Origin of the sequence: Sphingobium sp. 3R8, assembly GCF_020166615.1 — a bacterium.
In the GTDB taxonomy this organism is placed as follows: Bacteria; Pseudomonadota; Alphaproteobacteria; order Sphingomonadales; family Sphingomonadaceae; genus Sphingobium; species Sphingobium bisphenolicum.
The window spans coordinates 47,063-61,295 of the sequence record NZ_JAIQXR010000020.1 but is presented as its reverse complement, the minus strand read 5'-3'; the positions used below and the strand labels follow the sequence as shown (position 1 = coordinate 61,295).

Annotated in this window: 13 protein-coding genes; 5 read left to right on the top strand and 8 right to left on the bottom strand. The window is 66.8% G+C overall.

The window, feature by feature from the left end; all coding sequences use genetic code 11:
• Window positions 1–138: 138 nt before the first annotated feature.
• Both K9B33_RS17665 and mgtE read right to left on the bottom strand, forming a co-directional pair.
• Entirely contained in the window at window positions 139–537 is a 399-nt protein-coding gene (locus tag K9B33_RS17665) for a DUF1489 family protein (protein ID WP_224550384.1), read from the bottom strand.
• Window positions 538–559: 22 nt separating this feature from the next.
• Entirely contained in the window at window positions 560–2,002 is a 1,443-nt protein-coding gene (gene mgtE / locus K9B33_RS17660; protein WP_224550383.1) for a magnesium transporter, read from the bottom strand.
• A gap of 168 nt (window positions 2,003–2,170) precedes the next feature.
• Between mgtE and K9B33_RS17655 the strand changes: the two genes are divergently transcribed.
• A complete protein-coding gene (locus K9B33_RS17655) occupies window positions 2,171–2,626 on the top strand; it encodes a peptidylprolyl isomerase (protein WP_224550382.1) in 456 nt (151 codons plus the stop codon).
• 135 nt (window positions 2,627–2,761) lie between these two features.
• On the opposite strand, the gene K9B33_RS17650 is transcribed toward K9B33_RS17655, so the two are convergent.
• Together K9B33_RS17650 and K9B33_RS17645 are read right to left on the bottom strand one after the other, a co-directional pair.
• Window positions 2,762–3,448 carry a hypothetical protein gene (locus K9B33_RS17650; protein ID WP_224550381.1) on the bottom strand — a complete coding sequence of 229 codons (687 nt, stop codon included), beginning with the start codon at window positions 3,446–3,448 and terminating at the stop codon, window positions 2,762–2,764.
• The gene (locus tag K9B33_RS17645; RefSeq protein ID WP_224550380.1) at window positions 3,448–4,119 is read right to left on the bottom strand and encodes a peptidase; all 672 of its coding nucleotides are present in this window, start codon (window positions 4,117–4,119) and stop codon (window positions 3,448–3,450) included. Before K9B33_RS17645 ends, K9B33_RS17650 begins: the two co-directional genes overlap by 1 nt.
• 315 nt (window positions 4,120–4,434) lie before the next feature.
• On the opposite strand from K9B33_RS17645, the gene K9B33_RS17640 reads away from it, so the two are divergent.
• Window positions 4,435–4,992 carry an outer membrane protein gene (locus K9B33_RS17640; RefSeq protein ID WP_224550379.1) on the top strand — a complete coding sequence of 186 codons (558 nt, stop codon included), beginning with the start codon at window positions 4,435–4,437 and terminating at the stop codon, window positions 4,990–4,992.
• A gap of 121 nt (window positions 4,993–5,113) precedes the next feature.
• Here the strand turns inward: K9B33_RS17640 and K9B33_RS17635 are convergent, their stop codons facing one another.
• The 4 genes from K9B33_RS17635 to K9B33_RS17620 all read right to left on the bottom strand — a co-directional run bounded on the left by K9B33_RS17635 (window position 5,114) and on the right by K9B33_RS17620 (window position 8,790).
• Complete coding sequence (locus tag K9B33_RS17635) at window positions 5,114–6,526, bottom strand: UdgX family uracil-DNA binding protein (protein ID WP_224550415.1); 1,413 nt, start codon at window positions 6,524–6,526, stop codon at window positions 5,114–5,116.
• Between the two features lie 49 nt (window positions 6,527–6,575).
• Window positions 6,576–7,046 carry a hemerythrin domain-containing protein gene (locus K9B33_RS17630; protein WP_224550378.1) on the bottom strand — a complete coding sequence of 157 codons (471 nt, stop codon included), beginning with the start codon at window positions 7,044–7,046 and terminating at the stop codon, window positions 6,576–6,578.
• Window positions 7,047–7,120: 74 nt separating this feature from the next.
• A complete protein-coding gene (locus K9B33_RS17625; protein WP_224550377.1) occupies window positions 7,121–7,471 on the bottom strand; it encodes a hypothetical protein in 351 nt (116 codons plus the stop codon).
• A gap of 74 nt (window positions 7,472–7,545) precedes the next feature.
• The gene (locus K9B33_RS17620; protein ID WP_224550376.1) at window positions 7,546–8,790 is read right to left on the bottom strand and encodes a putative DNA modification/repair radical SAM protein; all 1,245 of its coding nucleotides are present in this window, start codon (window positions 8,788–8,790) and stop codon (window positions 7,546–7,548) included.
• Between the two features lie 141 nt (window positions 8,791–8,931).
• On the opposite strand from K9B33_RS17620, the gene K9B33_RS17615 reads away from it, so the two are divergent.
• The 3 genes from K9B33_RS17615 (at window position 8,932) to K9B33_RS17605 (ending at window position 14,220) form a co-directional block, all read left to right on the top strand.
• Window positions 8,932–9,243 carry a hypothetical protein gene (locus tag K9B33_RS17615; protein WP_224550375.1) on the top strand — a complete coding sequence of 104 codons (312 nt, stop codon included), beginning with the start codon at window positions 8,932–8,934 and terminating at the stop codon, window positions 9,241–9,243.
• Between the two features lie 88 nt (window positions 9,244–9,331).
• Window positions 9,332–10,492: an FAD-dependent oxidoreductase gene (locus K9B33_RS17610; RefSeq protein WP_224550374.1), complete on the top strand. Its 1,161-nt coding sequence runs from the start codon at window positions 9,332–9,334 to the stop codon at window positions 10,490–10,492.
• 140 nt (window positions 10,493–10,632) lie between these two features.
• On the top strand, window positions 10,633–14,220 hold the full coding sequence (locus tag K9B33_RS17605) for a hydantoinase B/oxoprolinase family protein (RefSeq protein WP_224550373.1): 3,588 nt from the start codon (window positions 10,633–10,635) through the stop codon (window positions 14,218–14,220).
• Window positions 14,221–14,233: the final 13 nt, after the last annotated feature.

The window sequence follows — 14,233 nt, the reverse complement described above, 5'->3', positions numbered from 1 at the left end:
CGGACGAACAACCTCCGTTCGTTTCGAGCGAAGTCGAGAAACAAGGCAGAGCCGAGTTCGGCGACGCTAAACGCCATCACAGTGCTATCCGCTTCTCGACTTCGCTCGAAGCGAACGGAGATATGGCGGCATTTCGCCCTACACCAGCCCCAATTTGCTCAATTCCCCCAGCAGCGCGGCGGGCATGGCGTCCAGCTCGTCCGCCTCGTCCCCGTCCAGGTCGGGCGGGGCGTCCGCGTCTTCGAGATAGCGCCAGCCCTGATGGGCGCGCTTGGGCTTGCCGCGCACCGGTATCAGCCGCGGTTCCAGCCTGATCCAGTAGCGGCCCTGACCCGTCTCCTCGAAGCCCAGGATCGGGCTGCGGCCGACCAGCCTGTGGCCGTGAATCCAGTAGAGCGACCCGCCCGCCATCTCCTCCACCCGCTTGGGCAGGTAGCGGGTGGTGGTCCGCGCCTCGCCTTCATGGCTTTCCAGCCAGGCGCGCAGGGTGGCGGGGCTTTCGCTGCGGAACGCGATCTTGGTGATGTGAAGCGGCATGGACCTTAGATGGGAACCCGCGTCAGCCGGTCAATCCCGCCGCCGTGGCGAGGCCGAGGAAGGCGAGGAAACCCATCGAATCGGTGATCATCGTCACGAAGATGGAGGAGGCGACGGCGGGATCGAGATTGAGCCGGTCGAAGGCCAGCGGCACCGCCGCCCCAGCGAGGCCCGCCGTCACGATGTTGGTCACCATCGCGGCGGCGATCACGCCGCCCAGCGCCATATTCTGGAACACCAGGGCGACCCCCAGCCCCAGCACCAGCGCCACGGTGACGCCGTTGAGCAACGCGACGCGGATTTCGCGGACGATGGTGCGGCGGGCGTTGGACCCGGTGATCTGGTTGGTGGCGAGCGCGCGCACGGTGACCGCCATGGTCTGGCTGCCGGCATTGCCGCCGACCCCGGCGACGATCGGCATCAACGTGGCGAGCGCCACCATTTTCTGGATCGTGCCTTCGAAAATGCCGATGATGGTGGACGCGACCAGTGCGGTGACGAGATTGGTCAGCAGCCAGCGCACGCGCGCGCGATAACTGTCCATGACGGGCTCGTTGATGTCGCCTTCGCCCGCACCCGACAGGCGGAGAATATCCTCGCCGGCTTCCTCGGAAATGATGTGGACGACGTCATCGACCGTGATCATGCCGACCAGCCGGCCCGACGAATCGATCACCGCGGCGGAGATCAGCGCATATTTCTGGAAGCGCAGGGCGACCTCTTCCTGGTCCATGTCGACCGGGATCAGCGTCTGTTCGCGCTTCATCAGGTCGGCCATGGATATGCCGCGCGGGCAGGTCAGTATCCAGCTCAACTGGCAATAGCCGATCGGCCGATGGGCCGCATCGACGACATAGATTTCCCAGAAATCGCGGGTCAGGTCGGCATTGTCGCGCAGATAGTCGATGACCTGGCCGACCGTCATATGTTCCGGCACCGCGACCAGATCGCGCTGCATCAGGCGACCGGCGGATTCCTCCGGGTAGGACAGCGCGCTTTCGATCGCGGCGCGGTCTTCCGGCTCCATCGCGTCGAGGACGGCCTGCTGGTCGGCCTCCTCCATATCCTCGATGATGGCGACGGCGTCGTCGGTGTCGAGTTCGGCGGCGAATTCCGCGAGCTGTTCGGGCGCGAGCGCGCCGATCAGGTCGTCGCGGACATAGTCGTTCAGTTCGGACAGCACTTCCGCGCCGACCAGGTCTCCCAGCGCGGCGGCGACATCGGCGCGCCGTTCCGACGGCGTCAGTTCCAGAAGGTCGGCAATGTCGGCGGGGTGGAGCGGCGACACCAGGTCGCGCGCGGTTTCGCTGTCGCCATCCTCGACCGCGTCGAGCACGGCGGACAGGAATTCGGGCTTCAGCCGATCATCCTCGTCCAGGCTCGTTTCAGCCTGTTCGACGATCGTCTCTTCGTCAGTATCTGCCCCATGCAACAGGGGTTCGGCTGGATCGCCGCGCTCGCTCATGGCGCCCCCTACTGTCCGGTTCCTGTAACATCCGGCTGCTTTCGCCCATGCAACATGGAATTGCAATGGGGTGAAGCCGGGGGAACGGCTTCTCCACAAGAAACTTCCATCCCTTTTTGAAGCCTCTATATGGGGGGCATTACCCCTTCCCACATGAGAGGATGCTTCATGGCCGACGAAACGCTTACCCTTACCCTCGACAGCGGCGGCGACGTCGTGATCAAGCTGCGCCCCGACCTGGCCCCCGGCCACGTCGCGCGCATCGTGGAAAACGCGAAGGAAGGCTTTTACGATGGCGTGGTCTTCCACCGCGTCATCCCCGGTTTCATGGCGCAGAGCGGCGACCCGACCGGAACCGGCATGGGCGGCCACCCCGACAAGCCGGATATCAAGGCGGAATTCAGCCGTCAGCCGCATGTCCGCGGCGTCTGCTCCATGGCCCGTTCGTCCAACCCGAACAGCGCCAACAGCCAGTTCTTCATCTGCTTCGACGACGCGACCTTCCTCGATGGCCAGTACACCGTCTGGGGCGAAGTGACGTCGGGCATGGAGCATGTCGATGCCCTGCCCAAGGGCGAGCCGCCGCGCACGCCGGGCAAGATCGTTACGGCGACCGTCGCCTGACATCAGCCTGGACCGCATGGCAAAGGGCGTCCGGTCGCGAAGACCGGGCGCCCTTTTTTACAGGCGGTGACGCATCATCATGATTGCGAGCGGAAGGCGGTGCGACGATCGATCGGGCAATCGCCTTGCCAGCGTCTACGGTCGTTTCGCCATCCCGTCCGTCATCGAAATGGTCTGCGCCTCCGCGCCGTTGTCCGCGCCGGGCGCATCCACCGGCGGCTGATAAGCCCCGATCGTTTCGATATGCCAGCGCCGTTGTTCCTGGGTCGATCCGGGGACGTCATCGACGCGGCGCAACACCACCTGCCGCAGCACATGCCAGGGGCGGCCATTGGCAGCGATGCGCCCATAGACCTGCACCGGCACCGTCACATGCATCGATCCGGCCGTTCCTTCCGGGTCGGACGGCGCGCCGACATTGGCGTGAATCTCGCTGAAGCCGCGAAAGCGCGCCGCGAAATGGGCATCGTCCTGCGATCCGATCGCGCCGCTCTGGTCCCACAGATCCTGCGCATCCTCGAACCGCTTTTCCTCCAGCAGGCCATAATAGCCCTGCACCACCTGCGCGGCGCCCTGCGCGCTGTCCGGATCGATCGATCCTTCGGCGACCGGGGCGGGATCGACGGGCAGGCCGCCGGGCGTGCCGGGCGCGGGTGGCTTGAGCGGTTCCATCACCGCCATCGCCTCCGCCCGGACGTTATTTTCCACCTGCGCCGCATTGGCGCCATTGGCGAGATTGTCGATCGCACTCTCCTCCCGCCCGTCGCAGGCCGCGACGAGAAGGAGGGAGAGCAGGGCGGCGGTCTTCGTCGATCGCCGCATCAGTTCGGGCGAATCCGGGCTGTCGGTTCACGCCCGCGCCCACCGCCGCCCCAGTCGCGCTGCGGGCGCGGCTGGTTCATCTGCGGTCGCGGCTGTTGCTGGACCTGGGGCTGGACCTTGGGCCGGAACTGCGGCTGGCGCAGGCCCGGCTGGGGCGTGGGCCGCGCGCTGTCATTGCCACGCCAACGGTCGCGACCCCGGCCGTCATTGCGATCCCGTCCCCAGTTGCGGTCGCCATTGTCCGAACCTTGGGGAGGGCGTGTCCAGTTGCCGTTATTGCCCGGCTGGCGATCGCGGTCGCGCCAGTTGCCGTCCCGATCCCGATCCCGGTCCCGGCCGCGCCAACGGCCATCGTCGCCGCGCTCGGCCCGGCGGCCTTCCCAATAGCGGCGTTGGCCGTCATTCCAGCGCTGGCGTCGCCCGCCGCGATCGTAGACATAATAGCCGCTGCCCGGATAATAATAATTGTCGTACCAGCCGCCATAGGGGCCGCTGTCATAATAGCCCGACGGTCCGTAATAGCCGTCGCCATAATAGCCGCCATTGCCATAATAGCCGCTGCCTACGCTCACACCGCCATAGCCATAGCCGTCATCATAGGCGCAACCGCCCAGGGCCAGCGCGCCTGCAAATCCGATTACCGCCAGGAACCGATGTCGGATGCCCGTCATCGCCTTTCTCCTCATCTCCATCTGATGCCTTGCGTAACGCGCGCCGGTTGAATTGGTTGTGAATGGATTATCCTTTCCGCGCCAGCGTTTATCGCAGGTTCAGAAAAGCCGGCCTTCGTTCATCGGGGCGACAGAAAGCGTGTTCTTTCCGTCACATAATCGCCTGCTGACCGGATTTTGTGGATCGTTCAGGAAACCTTCGGGCGGGTCCGGTCATTCTTCCTCCTGTCGATCGCAGCCGCTTTGAGCGCTCGCATCGGCCCGGCGGGTCCACACCGCCGCGCAAAAAATCCACAACAGACAAAGGGTCACCCCATGAAGACACTGCTTTTTTCGGCAGCCGCCGCCGCGTTCCTGTTGCCTGCCGCCGCCATGGCGCAGGATGACGCCGGTTCGTCCACCCGACGCATCGAACCCTATGTCGGCGTGATGGGGGGCGTGCATAATTATGACAGCGAAACCAGCAAGCAAGGCATCCCGCCGGTCGGCTACAAGGGTCGTATGGTCGAGGGCGTGGCGGGCGTGAACGTCAATGTCGCCGGGCCGCTGGTGCTGGGCGTCGAGGGCACCGCGTCCAAGGGCGTGTCGGGCGACATCGACTGGGAATATGGCGCCGCGGGCCGTGTCGGCGTGAAGGCGGGCAAGGACAGCATGATCTTCACCAAGGTCGGCTATCAGTGGACCAATTTCGATGCGCTGGGCAAGGATAGCCGCGACTATCACGGCATGACCTATGGCGCCGGCGTCGAACTGTCGCCCGCCGACATGGGCGGTTCGGCCCAGAGCAGCAATATCCGCCTGCGCGTCCAGGCCGATACGACGGGCAATTTCCACTCGATCCGTCCCATGGCCGGCGTCGTCGCGAAATTCTGATCCTAATCACCGGCTAGGCGGGACGGGTCGTCACGATCCGTCCCGTCTTCTCAGTCAACTTCCTGATGGAAGTTGGGGTGCGGAACGGCTTCCTGGACTGTAGCCGTTCCGCATTCCTTGTTTATGGCAGCGCCTTCAGCCGCTCACCGATCCCCCGCAGGTCCGCGACGAAGCGCGCCAGTTCCTCCTCGCGGCGATCCTCGTCGGGGAGACGCAGCACATAGCTGGGATGCACCGTCACCCAGCCTTCCGCTCCGTTGTCGAGCGCGATCGCCTGACCCCGCGCCCGGCTGATTGTCACCGCCCTGCCCAGCATGGCGCGGGCCGCCGACGCGCCCAGTGCGACGATGATGCGCGGGCGAACCAGATCGATCTCCTGCTTCAGCCACCAGCGGCACGCTTCGATTTCGCCGGCGTCGGGTGATTGATGCAGCCGCCTCTTGCCGCGCCGTTCGAACTTGAAATGCTTGACCGCATTGGTGACGTAAGCGCGCGACCGGTCCACCCCGGCCTGCGCCAGCGCCCGGTCGAACAACTGGCCCGCCGGTCCCACGAACGGCCGCCCGGCCAGATCCTCCTGATCGCCGGGCTGCTCGCCGATGAAGAGCAAAGGCGCGTCGAGCGGGCCTTCGCCGAACACCGTCTGCGTGGCGTCCCGGTGCAGCGGACAGCGGGCGCAAGTCATCGCCTCCTCGCGGAGGGCCGCCCAGACGGTCGCCGCATTGCCCTGGCGTTTGGGCGGCGCCTTTTCTGGCAGGGGCGCGGTCGCGATCATGGCCGCCTCGCGCGCTTGCGCGCCGGCGACAAGGTCGGGGATGAGCGCGGCTTCGGGCAGGTTGCGCCAGTATTTTTTCGGCATTTCGGACAGCATGGCCTTGGTCTTGAGCCGGGCCGGATTGAAGATCGCGGCATAATAGCCCTTCCATAGATCCTCGACCGGGTCGTCCGCGGGGGCGTCCCCACGGCTGGCGCCCGGTCCCTCGCTCAATGTCTCGCCATCCCAATGGATGCTGGCCTCCGGGGTCAGGATCGACCAGTGCATGGTCGCGAAGCGGCGCAGGAAGAAACCGGCATTGGCGCGGACGATATGATGGTCGGGCTCGAACCAGGCGACGAAGCGCGGGCCGACCGCATCCTCCAAAGCGCGGAAGCGCACGAAGGCGCGCATTTTGTGGATGTCGCGGCGCACCGCCTTGGCCAGTATATCGACCCGGCGCAGCAGCGGGTCGGCCTTGTCCTCCATCAGCCCCGGCCGGTCGCGCAGCCGGCATAGCAGCGCATAAAGCAGGGCGAAGCGTTCGGGGTCGCGATGCAGGATCGCGCTCTGCGCCAGGTCGACGAAGGCGCGGGGCACCGAGAAGCCCGCGCCGGGCCGGTCGGGCGGCAGGGGCGCGTCGCCGAACAGGTCGCCGCCCGCCATCTCCCCAGCCTGCCAGACGACATCGGCCGGATCGACGCCGTTGACCGCCAGCCGCCGCGCCGCATCCCGCCAGCCGTCGAAATCGTCCGGAGCGGTCAGCGCGACGCGATACAGGGCTGGCGATCTCATCAGCCGTTCACTGCGAACGGGGTGGGAGGGGCGCTCAGTCCTCGGCCTGCGCGCGCTCCAGTTCGGCCGGCTTGCGCTTGGCGAACAGCTTGCCCAGCCGCTCTTCGTCCTGCGCCGTCAGTTCCTTCGCGGCGTCGGGGAACATCTCCTCCTCCTCCTCGTCGATATGGTGGAGGTAGCGCTTCTTCATTTCGGCGAATTTCTTGCGCCATGCCTCGCCGTTGAATTTCAGCGCGTCCAGCTCTTCCAGATAATCGTCGATTTCCTTGTGTTCGGACACGCTGTGCTGCGCATCCTCGCGCAGGTCCGGCTGCGCCAGCATGGTGGCGTAGAGCGTTTCTTCCTCGGCCGCGGCATGGGCGGTCACTTCCACCTTGAACTGCTCGAACAGCTTTTCCAGCCGATCCTCGTTCTTTTCGCGCTCCGCGTCCGCCATCTTGGCGAACAACTGGCGATGGGTGTCGTGATCCTGCTTCAGGCGATCGAAAATCTTGGTGTCGGCCATGGATGGTCCTCCTCTTTCGAGGACAGACAACGACAGGCGGCGCAAATGGCTCCCGCCAGAGAGCCGCCCGATCTTCAGCCGAACAGGAAGCGGAAGATGATCGCGACCGGAATCCAGAGCAGCGCGCCCAGCAGGCTGGCGGCCCAGAGTTGCAGCACGTCGCGACGGAAACGCACGGTGAGGCCGCTGGTCGACAGGCCGCCCCGCTCCAGCATCTGCCAGCGCCGTTCCAGCCCGCGCGCGGCCACGGCATAGCCGCCGATCGCAACGATGATACCCAGATGCAGGACGAGCGAGCCGCCCGTCTTGGCGACGATGCCGATCTGGAGCAGGCAGAAGACGACCAGCGCCGCCGCCAGATGGGTGCTGATCCGCTTCGCGAAACCCTTGCGCTGATGTGTGCGATTGCCGAGCGCCGTCGCCAAAGCCCCGAACTCCTTGCTTGACCCTGGTGACAGAATTTCACGAGTCGCAGCCGCGATCAACCCGAAATCCGCGATCAGGCGAACAAATCGAGCTGTCGTGCCGGCGGCGCGACCCGCGCGCGCAGGTCGGCGCTGTCGATCAGCGCCAGCGGGCGCCAGTCCGCCGCGATCAGGAAGGGGCGTAATTTCTTGATCGACGTCGTCAGCCGCGCGACATCGTCCAGCCGCAGGCGGCGATGGCGGCGGCTCGACAGGATGCGGTCCACCGCCTTCACCCCCAGGCCCGGCACCCGCAGCAGCGCCTCGCGCGGGGCGCGATTGACGTCGACCGGAAAGGTCGCGCGATGGCTGAGCGCCCAGGCCAGCTTGGGATCGATGTCGAGCGGCAAGCACCCGGTCGCCGCATCGGTCGCCGCCGCGATCTCCTGCGCATCATAGCCGTAGAAACGGATCATCCAGTCCGACTGGTAGAGCCTATGTTCGCGCAGCAGCGGCGGCCGCTTGAGCGGCAGCACCGCGCTGGGCGAGGGGATAGGGGAAAAGGCGCTGTAATAGACGCGGCGCAGCTTGTGCCGGTCGTAAAGGCTGCTGGCCCGCGCGATGATCGCCCGGTCGTCGGCGGCGTCGGCGCCCACGATCATCTGGGTGGACTGGCCAGCGGGCGCGAAGCGCGGCGCGCTCTTATATTTGCGGCGGGCGTCCTGCCCGTCCTCCATGTCGCTGCGCAGCCGGCTCATGGCCCCTTCGATCCGCACCCCGTCCTTTTCCGGCGCCAGACGCTTGAGGCCGCTTTCGGTCGGCAGTTCGACATTGATCGACAGGCGATCGGCATGGAGCCCGGCCTGGTGGATGAGGTCGGGGTCGGCGTCGGGAATGGTCTTGAGATGGATATAGCCGCGAAAATGATGGTCCTCGCGCAGCGATCGCGCCACCTCGACCATCTGCTCCATCGTATAGTCGGACGACCGGATGATGCCCGACGAGAGAAACAGCCCCTCGATATAGTTGCGGCGGTAGAAGCTCAGGGTCAGGTCGACCACCTCCTGCGCGGTGAAGCGCGCGCGGCGGACATCGCTCGACCGGCGGTTGATGCAATAATGGCAGTCGAAGATGCAACTGTTGGTCAGCAATATCTTGAGCAGCGAAATGCAGCGGCCGTCGGGCGCATAGGCGTGGCAGATGCCCATGCCTTCGGTCGATCCGATCCCCTTGCCGCCGCGGCTGTCGCGCCTGGTGGTGCCGGAAGACGCGCAGGACGCATCATATTTGGCGGCGTCGGCGAGGATTGCGAGTTTCGCGCGGGTGGAGAGCTGGACCATATCGTTCCTGATATGTTCGCAAGGCGTCGCTGTCCATAATCTCGATCAACCCTGTCCCAAGGGGCATGGCGGGCAGGGCAGAGGCCGCGGCACGACAGGGGAGGGGTGGCGCATCGGGCCAACCATGCTATGCGCGTCGCCATGCATAGCAGCGCCGGTACCGTCGACGTCGACGGCTTCACATATGAATGGGAATTGCGGCGCGAGCCGCAGTGGAGCGACATCGACGGGTGGAAGGGCATGGCCATCGCGCTGTTGCAGAAGAATATGCAGCGCGGGGCGCTGCTGGAGTTCCCCCCGCCCAAGCGCTTGTTGAAAGGCTTGCAGCGCGGTCGGCTCCAGATCAACGACGCGATTATCGCCCGCGGCATCCGCGCCGCTTTGGAGGCGGGATGGGAACCGGAATCGCGCGGCAAGCCGATGGTGTTCACGGTGGACGCCGAGGGTAACTGATCGCCGCGCCGCTCGGGCCGCGATCGCTTGCGGTTCGGCCCATGCCCTTCGTTATACGACATGGCGAAGCGAACGGGGAGACGAGGCAATGGACAGGCGCGCATTTCTGGGCCGGGGCATGGGCGGCATGGCGGCGCTGTCGCTGGCGACGGCGGGCCGCACGGCGAATCTGTGCGACGCCATGCCGCCGCCGATCCGTGCGACCCCCGATCGCCTGTTTCGCGTCACCGTCTGCCTGCGCCCCTTCCGCGCCGCCGGGCCGCGGATCGAGGTGGAACGGGTCGGCACCAAGCGGGTGGTCCATAATTATGGCCATGGCGGCAGCGGCTGGTCGCTGTCCTGGGGATCGGCGCAGGTCGCGGTCGGCATGGCGCTGGCGGACGGGGTGCGCGACGTCGCGGTGATCGGCGCGGGCGCGCTGGGCCTGACCGCCGCGCTCACCGCCCAGCGCGCCGGGGCCGATGTCACCATCTATGCCAAAGAGCAATTCCCCTATGTCCGCTCCGCCCGCGCGACGGGCGGCTGGACGCCCGACAGCCGGATCGCGATGCAGAAAGCCGTCGATCCGGGGTTCGCCGACCGGTGGGAAGCGATGGCGCGTGCGTCCTTCACCATGCACCAGAGCTATCTGGGCCTGCCCGGCGACCCGGTCGAATGGACCGACCGCTACATGCTGTCGGACACGCCCTTCACCGAACGGGTGCGACACGCGCCGTCAGGCGAGCATCCTGACGAATTTCTCCGTCTCGAACAGCGGCTGGCCGACATCACCCCGCGCTCGGTCGAACTGGCGCCCGGCACCCACCCCTTCCGCCCGACCTATGCCCGACGCGGCAGCGGCCTGACCTTCAACGTCGCCGACCTTGCCCATCAACTTATGGCCGATTTCCGGCTGGCCGGGGGCAAGGTCGTGCCGATGGAACTGCACGATCCCAATGACGTGACGAAGCTGCGCCAGAAATCGATCATCAACTGCACCGGCTATGGCGCCCGCGCGCTGTGGCGGGACGAAAGCATCGTGCCGGTCCGCGGCCAGATCGCCTGGCTGATCCCGCAGGCGGGCGCGACCTACGGCGTCTATTATGGCTCGCTGTCCATGCTGGCCCGGCGCGACGGCATCGTCGTGCAGGAAGTCGGGGCCGACGAATGGTTCGGCTATAATGACGCAAACGAAGAACCGGATTACGCAGCGGCCCAGGCGTCGGTGCGGCAACTGGCGCAATTCTGGGCGGACGGTAAGGGGGCGTAAGCGGGAGGGGAGCGGCGTATCCGCATTTCTCCGTCATCCCGGCCTTTGCTGAATGACGGTAGTGGATGATGGCCAATGATCCCTGCTGCTTTCCACCCCTCTCTTGCCATTCCACCCCCGCGCCGCCATCACCTGCGCCCATGACCTGGCATTTCTGGATCGACCGCGGCGGCACCTTCACCGATGTGGTGGCGCGCGCGCCCGATGGGCGGCTGCACACCGTCAAATTGCTGTCCAGCGACCCGGAACGCTATGCCGATGCGGCGGTGGAGGCGGTGCGGCGGCTGACGGGCGCAGGTGCGGACGGGGACATCCCGCCCTGTGCGCTGCGCATCGGCACCACCATCGCCACCAACGCCCTGCTGGAGCGCAAGGGCGAGCCGGTGCTGCTGGCGATTACGCGGGGGTTTCGCGACGCGATCCGCATCGGCACGCAGGAACGGCCGGACCTGTTCGCGCGCCGCATCCGCCTGCCCGATCCGCTCCACGCCGATGTCATCGAGATCGACGAGCGGCTGAGGGCCGACGGCACGATCCGCACGCCCCTCGATGAAGCGGCCGCCCGCGCCGCGCTGCAGGGCGCCTATGACAAGGGGTTGCGCGCCGTCGCGATCGTGCTGATGCACGGCTATCTCTACCCGGATCATGAACGGGCGCTGGCGCGGATCGCGGCCGATATCGGCTTCACCCAGATCAGCACCAGCCATGACGTCGCCCCGCTCATCAAGCTGGTTGGGCGCGGCGATACGACGCTGGCCGACGCCTATCTCTCGCCGGTGCTGCGCGCCTATGTCGATGGCTTGCGCGATGCGCTGGGCGATCAGGCCGACATGTTCTTCATGCAGTCGAGTGGCGGCCTGACCGACGGCGCGCTGTTCCGGGGCAAGGATGCCGTGCTGTCCGGCCCGGCCGGCGGCATCGTCGGTTTGGCGCGAACGGCGCAGCAGGCGGGCTTCACCGAGGTCATCGGCTTCGACATGGGTGGCACCTCGACCGATGTGTCGCACTATGCCGGCGTCTATGAGCGTGACAATGAGGCGCGGGTGGCGGGGGTGCGGTTGCGTGCGCCGATGATGCGCATCCATACCATCGCGGCGGGCGGCGGCTCCGTCTGTTCGTTCCTGGACGGGCGCTTTCGCGTCGGCCCGGAAAGCGCGGGCGCGGTGCCGGGGCCTGCCTGCTATCGGCGGGGCGGGCCGCTCACCATCACCGACTGCAACGTCCTGCTGGGCAAGATCCAGCCAGCCTTTTTCCCCAGCCTGTTCGGCCCGAACGGCGACCAGCCGCTGGACCGCCAAGCGGTGGAGGCGCGCTTCGCCACCCTCTGCGCGCAGGTGGAGGCGGAGACCGGCCGCGCCATGACGCCGCGCGACGCCGCGCAGGGCTTCGTCGCCGTCGCCGTCGCCAGCATGGCCAATGCGATCAAGCGCATATCGGTCGCGCGCGGCCATGACGTCGCCCGCTATACGCTGGCCAGCTTCGGCGGCGCGGGCGGGCAACATGCCTGCCTGGTCGCCGACGCGCTGGGGATGGACCGGGTGATGATCCATCCGCTGGGCGGCGTGTTGTCCGCTTATGGCATGGGCTTGGCCGATCGGCGGGCGGTGCGGGAGAAGACGATCGCGCTGCCCCTAAGGGAAAATGGACTGGGGGACGATGGGCTGGCCGCCGCGCTGGCGGCGCTGGCCGCCGACGCCCGCGCCGACCTGCCGCAGGCCGACCGGACCGAAACGCTGCTGCGGCTGCGCTATGACGGCACCGACAGCCTGTTCGACGTGCCGCTGGGGGATGTGGACGCCATGCGCGCCGATTTCCTGGCCCAGCATCAGGCGCGCTTCGGCTTCGCGGGCAAGGGGGGCATATTGGTTGATATGGCGCGGGTGGAGGCGATCGCATCGGCGCACGAAGCCATGGACGGCATCGCGGCGATCGCGGCGCAGGCCGCCCCGCCGCTGGCCCATGTCGACTATGCGGGCGACACCGCGCCCGTCCATGACCGCGCCGGCCTGTCCGCCGATAGCGTCATCGACGGCCCGGCGCTCATCATCGATCCCGTCTCCACCACCGCGGTCGAACCGGGCTGGCGCGCGCGGCTCGATGGCCATGGCAATTTGATCCTCACGCGCCACATCCCACGCGCCCGGCCCGAAAGTGGCGACGCCACCGCCGTCGATCCGGTCCGGCTGGAGGTGATGGGCGGCCTGTTCATGGCCATAGCGGAGGAAATGGGCGCCGCGCTCCAGCATAGCGCTTCTTCGGTCAATATTCGCGAGCGGCTCGATTTCTCCTGCGCGCTGTTCGACGTCGGGGGCAATCTGGTCGCCAACGCCCCGCATATGCCGGTGCATCTGGGCAGCATGGGCGACAGTATCCGCACGATCATGCGGCGGCGCGGGGGCGGCGCGGACGGCGTGGCCATCGACGGGCGCGGGATGCAGCCGGGCGACGTCTATGCGCTCAACGCCCCCTATGATGGCGGCACGCATCTGCCCGACGTCACCGTGGTAATGCCGGTGTTCGTGGGCGATCTCGTCACCCCGTCCTTTTACGTCGCCGCGCGCGGCCATCATGCCGATATCGGCGGCATCACCCCCGGATCGATGCCGCCCGGCAGCACCTCCGTGGATGAAGAGGGCATCGTCCTCGACAATATCCTGCTGGTCGATCGCGGCGCGTTTCAGGAAGCTGCCATCCGCGACCTGCTGGCGTCGGGACCATGGCCCGCCCGCAACATCGACCAGAATATCGCGGACCTCTCCGCCCAGATCGCCGCCTGCGCGAAAGGTGCGAGCGAACTGCGCCGCATCAGCAATAGTTACGGTATCGAAACGATATCCGCCTATATGGGCCATGTGCAGGATCAGGCCGAAGCCGCCGTCCGCCGCCTGATCGATCGCCTGTCCGACGGCCACTTCACCTATGCCATGGATAGCGGTGCAACTGTCCATGTCGCTGTCCATGTCGATCGCGCCGCCCGCGCCGCGACCATCGATTTCGCCGGTTCTTCGGCCCAATTGCCGGGCAATTTCAACGCCCCTGTCTCCGTCGTGCGCGCCGCCGTCCTCTATGTCGTGCGCACCCTGATCGATGAGGCGGTGCCGATGAACGACGGGTGCCTGAAACCCATCACGATCCACGTCCCCGAAGGATCGATGCTGCGCCCCCGCTATCCCGCCGCCGTGGTCGCGGGCAATGTCGAAACCAGCCAGGTCGTGACGGACGCGTTGTTCGGCGCGCTCGGCGTCATGGCGGGCGCGCAGGGGACGATGAATAATTTCACCTTCGGCAATGATCGCCACCAATATTATGAGACGATCGCCGGCGGATCGGGCGCTGGTCCAGATTTCGACGGGGCGGACGTGGTGCAGACGCATATGACCAACAGCCGCCTGACCGATCCCGAAATTCTCGAAACCCGATTCCCGGTGCTGCTGGAGGCATTTTCGATCCGCGCCGGATCGGGCGGGGCGGGGCGTCACCATGGCGGCAATGGCGCGCTGCGCCGCGTCCGCTTCCTGGATGATATGACCGCCGGCATCCTGTCGAACCGCCGGATCGTGCCGCCTTTCGGCCTGGACGGTGGCGCGCCGGGGGACGTTGGCCGCAACCGGGTGGAGCGCGCCGACGGCAGCGTCGAGCCGCTCGGCCCGACCGCCACGGCGTCGCTGCGCGCGGGCGATGCCTTCGTCATCGAAACGCCCGGCGGCGGCGGCTTCGGAGACGCTTGATCGCTGCTTGACA

Coding starts and splice junctions, on each gene's coding strand:
- K9B33_RS17610 (WP_224550374.1), top strand. CDS start 9,332: ATGGACAGGCGCGCATTTCTGGGCCGGGGCATGGGCGGCATGGCGGCG.
- K9B33_RS17665 (WP_224550384.1), bottom strand. CDS start 537: ATGCCGCTTCACATCACCAAGATCGCGTTCCGCAGCGAAAGCCCCGCC.
- K9B33_RS17620 (WP_224550376.1), bottom strand. CDS start 8,790: ATGGTCCAGCTCTCCACCCGCGCGAAACTCGCAATCCTCGCCGACGCC.
- mgtE (WP_224550383.1), bottom strand. CDS start 2,002: ATGAGCGAGCGCGGCGATCCAGCCGAACCCCTGTTGCATGGGGCAGAT.
- K9B33_RS17615 (WP_224550375.1), top strand. CDS start 8,932: ATGCATAGCAGCGCCGGTACCGTCGACGTCGACGGCTTCACATATGAA.
- K9B33_RS17640 (WP_224550379.1), top strand. CDS start 4,435: ATGAAGACACTGCTTTTTTCGGCAGCCGCCGCCGCGTTCCTGTTGCCT.
- K9B33_RS17645 (WP_224550380.1), bottom strand. CDS start 4,119: ATGACGGGCATCCGACATCGGTTCCTGGCGGTAATCGGATTTGCAGGC.
- K9B33_RS17655 (WP_224550382.1), top strand. CDS start 2,171: ATGGCCGACGAAACGCTTACCCTTACCCTCGACAGCGGCGGCGACGTC.
- K9B33_RS17630 (WP_224550378.1), bottom strand. CDS start 7,046: ATGGCCGACACCAAGATTTTCGATCGCCTGAAGCAGGATCACGACACC.
- K9B33_RS17650 (WP_224550381.1), bottom strand. CDS start 3,448: ATGCGGCGATCGACGAAGACCGCCGCCCTGCTCTCCCTCCTTCTCGTC.
- K9B33_RS17605 (WP_224550373.1), top strand. CDS start 10,633: ATGACCTGGCATTTCTGGATCGACCGCGGCGGCACCTTCACCGATGTG.